The 12843-nt window shown below is 47.0% G+C and carries 13 protein-coding genes; 11 read left to right on the top strand and 2 right to left on the bottom strand.

Annotated features, from left to right (window positions below):
- Positions 1-130 precede the first annotated feature (130 nt).
- From DESGI_RS10155 to alr, 6 genes are all read left to right on the top strand, one after another.
- Positions 131-1465: a histidine kinase gene (locus DESGI_RS10155; RefSeq protein ID WP_006521992.1), complete on the top strand. Its 1335-nt coding sequence runs from the start codon at positions 131-133 to the stop codon at positions 1463-1465.
- Positions 1440-2213, top strand: a complete 774-nt coding sequence (locus tag DESGI_RS10150) for a LytR/AlgR family response regulator transcription factor (protein WP_006521991.1) — start codon at positions 1440-1442, stop codon at positions 2211-2213. The genes DESGI_RS10155 and DESGI_RS10150 overlap by 26 nt, the downstream gene beginning before the upstream one ends.
- Before the next feature lie 306 nt (positions 2214-2519).
- Complete coding sequence (locus DESGI_RS10145) at positions 2520-2867, top strand: hypothetical protein (RefSeq protein WP_041284846.1); 348 nt, start codon at positions 2520-2522, stop codon at positions 2865-2867.
- 154 nt (positions 2868-3021) lie between these two features.
- A complete protein-coding gene (gene acpS, locus DESGI_RS10140) occupies positions 3022-3396 on the top strand; it encodes a holo-ACP synthase (RefSeq protein ID WP_041284845.1) in 375 nt (124 codons plus the stop codon).
- On the top strand, positions 3389-5119 hold the full coding sequence (locus tag DESGI_RS10135) for an NAD(P)H-hydrate dehydratase (RefSeq protein ID WP_435050897.1): 1731 nt from the start codon (positions 3389-3391) through the stop codon (positions 5117-5119). The genes acpS and DESGI_RS10135 overlap by 8 nt, the downstream gene beginning before the upstream one ends.
- A 43-nt stretch (positions 5120-5162) precedes the next feature.
- Positions 5163-6296, top strand: coding sequence for an alanine racemase (alr, locus tag DESGI_RS10130; protein WP_006521987.1), 1134 nt, complete (start codon positions 5163-5165; stop codon positions 6294-6296).
- Between the two features lie 154 nt (positions 6297-6450).
- On the opposite strand, the gene DESGI_RS10125 is transcribed toward alr, so the two are convergent.
- Positions 6451-7137: a 4Fe-4S binding protein gene (locus DESGI_RS10125; protein ID WP_006521986.1), complete on the bottom strand. Its 687-nt coding sequence runs from the start codon at positions 7135-7137 to the stop codon at positions 6451-6453.
- 218 nt (positions 7138-7355) lie between these two features.
- Between DESGI_RS10125 and DESGI_RS23030 the strand changes: the two genes are divergently transcribed.
- Entirely contained in the window at positions 7356-7730 is a 375-nt protein-coding gene (locus DESGI_RS23030; protein WP_006521985.1) for a hypothetical protein, read from the top strand.
- A gap of 136 nt (positions 7731-7866) precedes the next feature.
- Here the strand turns inward: DESGI_RS23030 and DESGI_RS10115 are convergent, their stop codons facing one another.
- Positions 7867-8388 carry a hypothetical protein gene (locus DESGI_RS10115; RefSeq protein WP_157872761.1) on the bottom strand — a complete coding sequence of 174 codons (522 nt, stop codon included), beginning with the start codon at positions 8386-8388 and terminating at the stop codon, positions 7867-7869.
- Between the two features lie 221 nt (positions 8389-8609).
- On the opposite strand from DESGI_RS10115, the gene DESGI_RS10110 reads away from it, so the two are divergent.
- From DESGI_RS10110 to DESGI_RS10095, 4 genes are all read left to right on the top strand, one after another.
- Positions 8610-8798, top strand: a complete 189-nt coding sequence (locus DESGI_RS10110) for a ferredoxin (RefSeq protein WP_006521983.1) — start codon at positions 8610-8612, stop codon at positions 8796-8798.
- A gap of 194 nt (positions 8799-8992) precedes the next feature.
- Positions 8993-11266, top strand: coding sequence for a hypothetical protein (locus DESGI_RS10105; RefSeq protein ID WP_006521982.1), 2274 nt, complete (start codon positions 8993-8995; stop codon positions 11264-11266).
- A gap of 215 nt (positions 11267-11481) precedes the next feature.
- A complete protein-coding gene (gene speD, locus DESGI_RS10100) occupies positions 11482-11862 on the top strand; it encodes an adenosylmethionine decarboxylase (RefSeq protein ID WP_006521981.1) in 381 nt (126 codons plus the stop codon).
- 170 nt (positions 11863-12032) lie between these two features.
- On the top strand, positions 12033-12803 hold the full coding sequence (locus tag DESGI_RS10095) for a polyprenyl synthetase family protein (RefSeq protein WP_006521980.1): 771 nt from the start codon (positions 12033-12035) through the stop codon (positions 12801-12803).
- Positions 12804-12843: the final 40 nt, after the last annotated feature.

The following is a 12843-nucleotide window of genomic DNA, read 5'->3' as shown; positions in this document are numbered from 1 at the left end:
CCTATTTTGTCATAACTACCCACGTTTTTTAATTAATTACTGCAGGAATAGTTTTGATGCTGTCGAATAATAATTATGAATAACCAAATTTTAGAATATTGAGATTATTGTTTATTACGGGGGAAGGGTTATGCCGTCAATGGAAAGTCCTACCTGCAAAACTCTACTTTGTTGGTGCGTCATTTTTGCAATAACGCTGGCGGCTATTTACCTTTGGCAGCCGCAGCTTTATGCCGCAGTAGCCTTTTTAACCTTTTCCGCACTGCTGTCCACGCTGGCTGCAATATATATTTTTACACATTGGCACAGCCACAGGCACAACCCGGTTGATGAACCGCTGGATCCCACTCTGCGCATTGCTAATGAAACGCTGCCTATTTTGCGCCGGGGACTGAATGAAGAAACCGCCGGCTATACAGCCGAAATTATCCGTCGCACCGCCGATGTTGCAGCGGTGGCCATTACAGACCGGGAAAAGGTATTAGCCTATATCGGTGCCGGGTCGAACCATCACAAGGCAGGACTTCCTATTATGACACTGGCCACCAAGGAAGTAATTCGCACGGGGGAAATAAAAATAGTGCGGGACGGTTATGGGTTGGATTGCCCGGTGCCGGGCTGCCCGCTGCAATCAGCGGTAATTGTACCATTGTTATGCAAGGGTGAACTAGTGGGCACCGTCAAGCTCTATCAAACCCAGCAGGGTGAGCTGCCCCATGCCGTAGTTAAACTGGCGGTTGGAGTAGCCCAGCTTTTGGGCATGCAAATGGAACTGGCTGAAGTAGACCGCCAGGCACAATTGGTTACCAAGGCTGAACTGGATGCACTGCAGGCTCAAATTAATCCGCACTTTTTATTTAACACCCTGAACACCATTATTATGTTCAGTCGCACCAATCCAGAGACAGCAAGAAGACTGTTAATACGATTGGCCTCGTTCTTCCGCCACGCTTTAAAAAGACACGGGCACTTTAATACATTGAAGGAGGAAATGGAATACCTGAACACGTATCTAATACTGGAGCGAGCCAGGTTCAGAGATAAACTGCGGGTGGTACGAGAAATAGACGATGAACTGCTGGAGTGCAAGGTACCGGTATTAACTATTCAACCACTGGTGGAAAACGCCATCAAGCATGGCATTCTGCCCAAGCCAGGTCAGGGTACAGTGCAGATTACCGCCAGCAAACATGAAGATGAAATGCTTATTGTGGTCAGAGATGACGGCGTGGGTATCGATATTGAACTACAGCCCAAAGTACTTACCCCGGGTTTCGGCTCGGGGAATGGGGTGGGCCTCAGCAATGTACATGAAAGGCTCAAGGGATTATATGGCCATGATTATGGTCTACGCATTGTCAGTGTACCCGGTGAAGGTACATCCATATATGTTAGAATCCCGTTGTCGTATAACACACTGGAAAGAGAGGGGGAGACAAATGAAGCTAAAAGCATTGATAGTTGATGATGAATACCCTGCACGCCAGGAGTTACGCTTCCTCTTAAGCAAATTTGACAATATAGAGATAGTGGGTGAGGCTGCCAACGCTCAGGAGGCCCTGGCCCTGGTCAAGGCGCTGGATTATCAGGTGCTTTTCTTAGATGTATCCATGCCGGGCATGACGGGACTGGAACTGGGTGCGGCCATCCAGGAACTGCCGAAACCGCCCCAGGTGATATTCATAACAGCCTATGATGAGTATGCCTTAAAAGCTTTCGAGGTCAATGCAGTGGATTACCTTCTAAAGCCGGTAGAACCTGGTCGACTCAAAAAAGCCATTGACAAAGTAATAAAGGCTTATCAGGAAGTGGCCGCTGGTAATGAAGAAAACATGCCACAGGAAAACAACCGGGCAAAATCAGGACCTTCCCAGATTAAAATAGACCGCATCCCTGCGGAAAAGACGGGTAAAACCGTTTTGGTAGCTGAGTCAGATATTTTTTACGCCTTTACCGAACAGGATTATATCTACATTAAAACCCATAACGATAAACTGATGACCCGCTTTACTTTAAAAGAACTGGAGGCCAGGCTCAATCCCCAGGTTTTCTTTCGCACCCACCGCTGCTACCTGGTCAACCTACACAAGGTTAAGGAAATCGTGCCCTTTTTTAATGGCACTTACAATCTAGTTGTAGAAGACAAAGAACACAGCGAAGTACCCGTAAGTAGAGCCCAGGCCAAAAAGCTGCGCAAAATATTGGGATTTTAAAAGACCTTCCAGTAGAGAAGGTCTTTTCTTAATTTGAGAAACACACGAATAACATTAGTTAATGAAAGAAAACATGTGTCTAAGGGCTTACTGTCGCGGTTTGCACTAAATTGAGCTTTTTCTAAACCTACGGCATTATACCTTACGTATACAAATCAGATTACCAGTTAAAAATATAACATGTAAACAAATTCTGTTACAGCAAGGGAAGCATAAAGGCAAACATAAATGCTTAGTGAACGAGAAAGAAAAGATTTGAGCATTTTCTATGCTTCCCTGGATAACAATGAACGGAGGTATAGTTTTATGCAGGTAGTTTGGGAAATGCTCAGTGATAAAAAAATATGGGCGATGTTGGGTGATGTTAATCGTACAATTGATGAAGATATTACCCGTCTGATGTTTATTGAGTTGTTTAGCCGGCTTAAGACACTGGAGGAAGAAAACCTGGCCTTGCGTGTATTGCTGATAGAAGAAGGGATTATAGAGCAGGAAATTTTCAGATCTTATAAAGGAGCGGTACGCGATTTTTTAAAAATAAAAGCGGAGCAGGCGGCCCGGGAAAGCGATTTCTATGCCAGCACCGGTGTATCCTTTCCTGAGTGGGTTAACTTTAAATTAAACGGCGAATTTGACAGGCCTTTTGAGCAATAAAATTCAAGACTTGCATTTAACCACCGCTGTATAGATTCAAATAAATTCTATTTAACCTGCTAACAGGCAGGTTTTACATTTTACTGCGTGGAATTTTTTGACGGGCACATGTATAATTAAATTTATTTTGAAAAGAGTTGTGATGTAACATGGGATAACTGGCATTGGCACTGATATAATAGAAATTGCCAGGATAGAAAAAGCTGCCCGCCGTGGGAAACGGTTCCTAGACCGTGTTTTTACACCGGGGGAAATTGCTTTTTGCATGCGCCGCCGCAACCCCTGGCCCTGTCTAGCCGCGCGGTTCGCCGCTAAAGAAGCGGTTTTCAAGGCCCTGGGCTCCGGAGTTACGACCTGGCACGAAGTAGAAATCCGAGGCGGCGGCAACCAGCCGGTGCAAGTGGTGCTCACCGGCGCGGCAGAACAACATGCCCTGGTTGGGCAAGTGGGCGGCGTATTGCTGTCCATTTCCCACGACCGGGGACGTGCGGTGGCATTTGCCACTGCAATACGCAAGGAGAGTGATTAAATTGCGACTGGTAACTGCGCAAGAAATGGGCGCAATGGACCAAATAGCCATCAAGGAATACGGCATACCTGGCGTCGTGCTAATGGAAAATGCCGGGATTAAGGTGGCGGAAGTAGTTGTTTCGCTGCTGGAAAACCTTACTCAAAGCACCATAATAGTTTTTGCCGGCAAGGGAAACAACGGTGGCGATGGCTTTGTGGTGGCCCGACATCTACATAACCGGGGTGCTAAGGTACAGGTTCTCCTGGCCACGGAAGCAGAAAAAATTAAGGGAGATGCACTTATTAATTTAAATATCTGGCGCAAGATGGGGCAGAGGATCTACCAGGTAAATAAAAATAATGACGTCAACCTGGTCCGGCTGGCGTTAATGAAGGCCGACCTGGTAGTGGATGCTTTATATGGTACTGGATTTAAGGGAACGGTGCCCGATCAAATGGTACCCATTATTGAGGCTATTAACGCATGTGGCAAACCTGTGGTGGCTGTAGACATCCCCTCGGGCCTGGAAGCCGATACCGGCCGGGCCAACGGCCCGTGCATTATAGCCAAAAATACGGTAACCTTTGCGATACCTAAGCTGGGTCTAGTGCTGCCCATAGCGCGTCAATACGTAGGGGAGCTTCATGTAGTAGATATATCCATTCCCGCTACGGTGACCGCAAGTGAAACTATATACGGAGATAGAAGCATCACCGGTAAAACCAGCGATGAAGTAAATGCCGGCAAAGGTAAGGGCATGGTCAAAAGCACATGTGTTGAAGATGGCAAGGGAGGTAAAGGCCCAGGAATTAATAAGCATAATAAAAACATGGGCGCGAGCACAGGAGACGGCAGCAGCGCAGGAGGCAACCGTTATTTAATTACCGACCAGTTGGTGCGGGGTTGGTGGCCCAAGCGTACAGGTAACGAGCATAAGGGTAATTTCGGGCGAGTGCTGGTGATTGCCGGTTCCCGGGGCATGTCCGGGGCTGCAGTGTTGGCGTCCCAAGCAGCAGCCCGGTCGGGTGCCGGGCTGGTCACCCTTGGCGTGCCAACTGGCATCCACGACATTGCCGAGTCCAAATTAACCGAGGTGATGACTTTCCCGTTGCCCCAGACCGACCGGGGCATAATCAGCAAATCGGCGCTGGAGAGTATATTAAGCCGCGCGTCCAATAGCGATGTGCTGGCCCTGGGCCCGGGACTGGGTACCGGTGAAGACGTTACAGATTTAATCAAGGAAATCCTTTTGCATATAAAAATTCCATGTGTGCTGGATGCCGATGCCTTAAACGCGCTGGCAGGCAAAACCGAACTGTTTGCCGCAGTACAGCCCGACCTGGTGCTTACCCCCCACCCGGGTGAAATGGCACGGCTAACGGGGCGTACTATCCCCCAAATACAAAATAACCGGCTTGGCGTAGCAGCTACCAAAGCCACGCAATGGGGTGCCGTGGTGGTTCTAAAGGGCGCAGGTACAGTAGTAGCCGGCCCGGATGGTTCCATATATATTAATAACACTGGTAACCCGGGCATGGCTGCCGGTGGCTCGGGAGATGTGCTGACCGGCATCATCGCCGGCCTTTTGGCCCAGGGTATGCAGGCGCTACCTGCCGCAGCCGCCGGGGTCTACCTGCACGGACTGGCAGGAGACGCCGCCGCCCGTGATAAAGGCATGGCCAGCCTTTTGGCTGGGGACTTGCTTGAGCATCTGCCTTCAGTACTGAAGACAGTAGAATAAAATTGCAAAAGTTAATGCACATCCATTTTCACGGAGGTACGACATGATTTACCATGCACCGGTATGGTCGGAGATTAACATCGGAGCACTGGCCCACAATATCAAACAGCTAAGGAACATAGCCAGCCCACAGGCTGAGCTTATGGCGGTAGTCAAAGCCAACGCCTACGGTCATGGTGCCCCCAGGGTAGCCAGAATCGCCCTGGCCAATGGAGCTACCCGTCTGGGCGTGGCCCGGGCCAGCGAAGGGACTGAACTTCGGGAAGAGGGTATTGATGCCCCGGTTCTGGTGCTGGGCTATACCATACCGGAAGATTATCATCTTATATTGGAATATAACCTAACACAAACCATTTACAGCGTACAAACTGCCCGGGAACTGTCTAAGATGGCCACCCAGGCTGGTAAAAAAGCACACGTGCATATTAAAGTGGACACTGGCATGGGCCGGCTGGGCTTTTTCCCGGATAACGATGGGATAAAGAATATCACAGATATCGCCAGGATGCCCAACCTGGAACTAGATGGCATCTTTACTCATTTTGCGTCTGCAGATTGCCGTGACAAAAGCTATGCCTATAGTCAGTGGCATAGTTTTCAAGAATTTTTAGACCTGCTTGCCCGGGAAGGAATTACCTTTCCCTGTAGACATGCGGCGAACAGCGCAGCGCTGCTGGATATGCCCGAGACCCACCTGGACATGGTGCGGGCCGGTATTGCCATTTATGGCATCTACCCTTCCAATGAAACAGCCAAAGATGGCACCAGCCTGCAGCCCGTGATGACCGTCAAAGCCAGGGTGGCCCACGTTAAGCACGTGCCCGCCGGCTTCGGTATCAGTTACGGAGTGACCCATATCACTCCTACCCCAACAGTAGTGGTCACCATACCGGCGGGCTACGCCGACGGCTACAGCAGGCTGCTTTCCTCCAAAGGTGAAGTGCTAATCCGCGGCCAGCGGGCACCTGTAATCGGGCGCATCTGCATGGACCAGTTCATGGTGGACGCAGGGCACATACCGGACGTTGAGACGGGGGAAGAGGTGGTATTGCTGGGTCGTCAAGGCAATAATGAGATAACAGCGGATGATATCGCCGAAAAAATAGGCACAATTAATTACGAGGTATTGTGCGCGGTTAATTGCCGAGTGCCCAGGTATTACGTTGGGGACTATTAACTTAATACTCACATAATCAACCAATGCCAAGAGCCGCTGCTTAAAAATCATATGCAGCGGCTCTTGTTATTAATATGAATCTACCTTTTAAGTGACAAATAATAATATTTTTTAAACTATTTGCCAGTATTATTCAGTTTATTCCAGAGAAAAATCAGGACGCCTTTTGATAAGACTCCGTCCTGTTTACATTATTTTCAAAGGACAGCGCCATCTTAGGACAGCTGTACACACATGAAGAACATCTCAAGCAATCGCTGTATTCCAAGTTATGATCGCTAAATTCATTGGGGGCCAGCTGCATGGGGCAGACTTTAGTGCAAATGCCGCAGGATACACAGCTACTACCGGTTTGCAGCGGTTTTTGGCGCCGGGCAATCCAATGTGCCACCGTACCCATAGGGCAGATGTGACACCAGGTACGGGGATGAATACCCCAACCAAGCAATATGCCCACCACCGTGGTAATAGTCAACACCCTGACCAGGGCCAACCCCATGGCCTGCAGGTCGCCCCAGGCCAGGTAAAACTGTACACCGATAACAATAAAGATCAACAGCAGCATAAATGAGCGCACCGCTTCATGCCTAAAAAAGGCGGGTATGGTGATTTTCCGACTAATGGGTCTGAGAAATAAATCCAAAAAAGCACCCCGTGGACACATCCAATCACACCAGTTACGGCCCCGGAAAAATGAAACACCCACCGCTCCAATCATGCACCCGAACAGCAAGAACCCCAGCGGGGTATAAAACCAGCCACCGATGGCCACCACCGGCAGCATCACCCAGGTGTAAGCTTGCAGATTTGTCCTGCGTAATATGGCTTCGTGAACTTTCATTAATATATTCCCCCTTTAATTTATTATCTATATATATAATTATATAGATATTTATATTATGGTCAACTATTTTTTGTTCTTCAACCCCTCCACTTAGGTTGGAATAGTAAATTTATGAAGCAGGTATAATTTGATAGAGGATTAATTATTTCTTTGCAGAAATAAAATATAAAGTGTTATTATAATATATAGCTAATTGTAAAAGGAGGGATAGTATTATGGCAAGTCCGCGTTTAAAAGCCCCTGGCCAGGGGGGAGCTCTGTCCGGGGCACGGGTAGTGGCTTTTATTTTTGTAGTATTGACCGTGGGCTTTTCCGGCTGGTTAACGGCAGTTGTAGCCGGCGCACCAGTGGGTTTAGCTAGTGCCATAGGTGGGGCATTGGCCGGCGTGGTAGGATTTTTCATGCTGGTGTTTGGTTCCCTGTATGAGGTTAGAACCTTTACCTGCCCATCCTGTGGCCAAACTGACCAAACGCTGAAACACATCGGCTCATACAACTGTTTCAACTGCGGTGCCACATATTACATTCATGATAAAGAAATTAAAAGCATTGGTGTTTCACAAGCAAACAACCAGTACGAATCTGTTTAATTTAATGGTTAATTAAAAGGTATCAATTCAAAATTGTATCCCTAAATAAAAAGGACCCGGGTGCTTACTACCGGGGTCCTTTTGCTATTGCAATCAGTTAAATAAATCCATAACCTGATTATGGTTACGAATTGGGCTACCTTTGGTAACTATTATCAAACCGCCAGGTCAAACGCGCATTTTCATTCACTTGAATAAAGTAGTGATCTGGCCTGGTATTTACCTTGAACATATAAAGATAACCTTCACTGTCCGGCAACTCGAAATTACGGGCTACCACGGTCTTGTCCACATGCAAAGGACTATAGATCTCTCCCAGAGTATCAATTAATCGTACATTGTTACTTTCCACATCAGCGCCGGTGACAAGAGCCAATCCCACAAATACACGACCAGGTTCCGCAACTGCTACGTTATTTGATAAATCCACCCTGTCAGTAAAGATTATTTCACCCCCCTGGGCCACATAACGTTCCCCTTGGACATCAACCTGCTGCCCCAACAACACATAACACTCCGGTATATCTACTTCCCCACCCCCAACCCGGTCGCTGGTTTGGATAGTAGCCAGCCAGTAAACAATAAAAAAAATCCCCGGCGCAAAGATTAAAAACATAAGCAACTTCCTTTTAGCCTGGTCACCTGTTTTGCTGGACACTTTTACCACCGTTCCTTCCTTAAATCGCTATTGAGCGCGCAATTGAGTGGTTTAATTTTGTTAAATAATATTATAGCAGGAAAAAGTAATTGCCCAAATCTTTTCGGTTTTTCTATGTACTAATGTAAAATTATAAAAATCGCATCTAACAGGCATAATATGTTAAAAAAGTGATAAACTATTACCGTTTTAGCAATAATTTTGCCGGAGGTGCATCACAAATGCATGCAGAAGTAGATCAGGACCTTTGTATCAGCTGCGGGGCTTGTATAGATACCTGCCCGGATGTCTTTGAATGGAACGATGAGGAAAAAGCCCATTCCACAGTGGATGAAATACCCAATGAATTGGAGGACCAGGCATCAGAGGCCGCCGAGGGATGTCCTACAGATGCCATAACCGTTAATTAAATACTATCCAACCAAAGCACGGCTACTGCTTAATTAGCCGTGCTTTTCTTTTATACCAGGTCTTGGTAAAGTTGAAAGGTTCAAAGCTGCATGATAATTTGCCGTAGTAACGGAATTTTTGACCAGTTCACTAGCCAACCGCCTGTAATTTAGCTATAATTAATGATGTTATTTTAATGAAAGGAACAGCATGCGTGAAAAGATTGCACCTCTGGGCCATACTGCTGATATCCATAATAACGATCATAACCTGCGCATTGTGGCCATCCGATACAGCCGAATACCCAACGGTGCCTTCCGTGTATGGTTTTGGTCTACCCCGGCCCGAACCAATTGAATATGCCCCTGAGCCGGGCCATGTTTACATGGTGACAGTTGACCGGCTAACTTTGCAAGACATGGCTGATCACCCGGACCTGTTTGATGAAATTACAGATTCAGCCGCCCTTGGACTGATGAGTGTTGGGGTAGAAGGTGGTTTAATAGCAGACAATACCTATGCCTCTATAGGTGCCGGAGCTCCCATCAATGCCTCGGGCACCGGAACCCATGGACTATGTGAATGGGAATTACTACAGGGCGTTCCGGCCAATGAAATATTCCTGCAAAGAACCGGGTTTATTGCACCGGATGGTGCCGTGCTGCAGCTGGATATAGCCCGGATTAAAAAGATAAGTGAAGCCAATCGATATTCGGCCATCCCCGGCTTGCTGGGCACTGTACTACAGGATAACCATGTTGCGGTATCCATACTGGGTAACGCTGACAACAGCGAAAAATCCGCCCGTCCGGCAGTTGCATTGGCTATGAATAAAGACGGCCTGGTCCAGAGCGGCGACGTGAGTGATAATCTATTAATCAATGATCCTTCCTTTCCAGGGGGAGTGCGTACTGATTACGACAAGTTGCTGCCTTTAATTACAAAACACCGGAAAAACCCTGGTTTTACCGTGGTAGAGCTGGGCGACTTGGAGCGCTTGGATATATTAGGTAATTTCCTGGAAGAAAGCATAATACAGGATAATCGCCGCGAAACCCTGGCCCGGATGACCTCTTTGGTAACCCGATTGCTGGAACAAATGGATAAAGAACAGGATCTGCTGCTGCTTGTTTCACCGACGCCACGGGGAAACTTTGTACCCAGCACCAACTATATCACCCCCGTGATGGCCATAGGTCGCTCCATCGAGTCAGGCTTATTAACTTCGCCTACCACCCGGCGTCCCGGGATAATCAGAAACACTGACCTGGCACCCACGGTACTGGATTTTTATAATTTAGACACTCCGTCATTAATGTATGGCCGCTCTATGCAGGTTATTGGCACTGATCAAAATGTAACCAGATTATCTTCGCTGTACGGGCAATTGGAGCAAACCTCCCAGTCCCGCTCTCCGGTACTGCATAATTATGTACTGGCGCTGCTTATACTGGTTCTAATGTCCCTGGCAGCCGTTTTCATGCCCCGCATAAATATATTACTGCCGGTATTAAAACCGCTGCTGCTGGCGGTGATGGCCGCACCCGTGGCCTTACTGCTGGTTACACTGTTACCCCACGGTACCCTGACAATGCTGGTACTGGAAGTAATTGCTTTAACCTTGTTTATTACGTCAGCAATTATTTTATGGCAGGAAAACCAGGCCAACGATTTAGACGCATTTATCATAATAAGTCTATTAACGTCACTGTTTATTGTCGTTGATCTTTTCCTGGGAGCACCGCTACAGAAGAATTCGCTGCTGGGCTATGACCCAATAGCGGGGGCCAGGTTTTACGGCATTGGCAACGAGTACATGGGCGTGCTGACCGGTTCCACCATCATAGGCACCACTGCTCTGATTACCCGTCTGGGCACCTGCCAACGCAAAGCAATTTTAGCCGGCATTGGCCTGTACTACTTTATTACTTTATACGCCATCGCAGCCCCGGAAAAGGGCACCAACGTCGGCGGGTCACTGGCGGGGGCTTTTGCATTTCTAGTTACCTTTTTATTGCTGGCAGGTGTTAAATTTAATTTTAAGACTATCTTAAAAACGGCTTCCAGCGTCGGTCTGCTTTTGCTGCTACTAATTATCTACGATTTGCAAAGGCCGCTGGAAAGCCAGTCACATATTGGCCGCACGGCCAGCCTTATTTTACAAAACGGTCCGGGAGAAATAATCAATATTATTTATCGTAAAATAAGCATGAACATTAAACTAATCAAATACACCATTTGGAGCCGGGTTTTCCTGGCCAGCCTGGCTAGTTTGGTAATCTTGTTTTACCGGCCGGTGGGGGTCATGCAGCATATCCATTCCAATTATAATGATATGTTTAAAGGTTTTATCGGTGTAACAGCTGCCAGTATTATAGCGTTAATTGTAAATGACTCCGGTGTAGTGGCTGCGGCCACCGCTATGATCTTTGGTGCCCCACCGCTCCTCTATCTGGTCATCCGCACACGGCTTCCCCATGTGCAATGATCTAAATTATTCATTAAACCAATGAGCAAAACTGTGCAAACCAAAGGTATCTCGTTAAAAAGCAGTCCTAATTAAAGCAAATCACAACACACATAAAATATTGTTGACATTACAAGATTTTATGCTAAAATTGAGTTTGATTGGAATACGGCAAGTTCTATTTAACCGCTGCAGACCAATATAAATCGACAAGTAAAAGGGGGAAGATAATTAGAATGAAACCTTTGGGCCGCCATGTACTAGCTGAAATCTATGGATGTGAATACGATATTCTCAATGACATCGGCAAAGTTGAAAAAATTATGGTAAACGCAGCCCTTGAGGCAGGCGCCGAGGTAAGAGAATTTGTATTCCATAAATTCAGCCCGCAGGGGGTCAGCGGAGTGGTCGTAATATCCGAATCACATTTGGCCATTCACACCTGGCCGGAGCTGGGTTATGCAGCTGTTGATGTTTTTACCTGTGGGGACAAGGTGGATCCCTGGGATGCGTGCAATTTCTTAACCGAGCAATTCTGCGCCAAGCATCTCACAGCTAAAGAGACAAAACGGGGTATCCTTCCTGATATACCACATCAGGAAGCCGTAAATCTTTAGGAGGGATTTTTATTAGTACCAACTTAAGTGAAGATTAGCATGGCCTTGCTGTTTGACAAACAAACGCAAGGTCATTGCTTTTTCATAACAATTATAATAAGCCGAGGGAAGGAAATTTTATCGCAGCACCGAATATATTATTGTTTAAGCAAAGGAGGCTGCCCCCGCAAATGCATATTTTTCAACATATCAGCGATGATCTGGAACAAGTGCACAAGTTGATTAACAAAAATTTTTTGATCAGAACAAGTAATATTAGGGATTACGTTAAACAGGATTTTAACTATCTATATATCAATTTAAGACCCGCGCTGGTACTTATTTGTCACCGTCTGTTTTGCCCGCCCAACCGGCAGGCCGTTGCCCTGGCTGCTGTGCTGCAGTTTATTTTTATGGCCTCCCAGGTGCATATAAAATTATCGGAAGACGACACTGGCCATGAAAAACCGGTGGATATTCGCACCGGTTACCAGTTTCCCGTGCTGGTGGGTGATTACTTGTACGGTAAATTCTTTACCACCCTATGCGACGCTGGTATCGTACACTACCTCAAAAACATGGCGGAGCTTATATGCACCATTAATAAAAACGGAGTTAAGATTTTGAAAAACCCGGACCTGGCCATTACCGATCCGCTGGCGTATAATGAGGTTATCCGCGGCGAAAGTGCCGAACTGATGGCCTGCGGTACCTATCTCGGAGCCGATTTGGCAGGTGCCGACAAAGCCATTAAAGACAAACTTTATCAGTTTGGCCTTAACCTGGGCATGGCTTTCGGGCTACTGTCAAGGGGTGCATCAACAAAGCAAATCAATGACTATGTCGCTAAGGCCGAGCTTATTTTAAAACAGCTGCCATCTGGTAAAGATAAAGAGAGCCTTCGGGATTTACTTGGTTTATTCGCCACGGAAAACACCGCAACCGAACGCATGGTTGTATAAGATAACATTAATATAGTAGCTAAATTCAAGGAAAGCGGGG

The organism is Desulfoscipio gibsoniae DSM 7213 (genome assembly GCF_000233715.2).
Classification (GTDB): domain Bacteria; phylum Bacillota; class Desulfotomaculia; order Desulfotomaculales; family Desulfallaceae; genus Sporotomaculum; species Sporotomaculum gibsoniae.
This window is presented reverse-complemented; position numbering and strand designations above follow the sequence as displayed.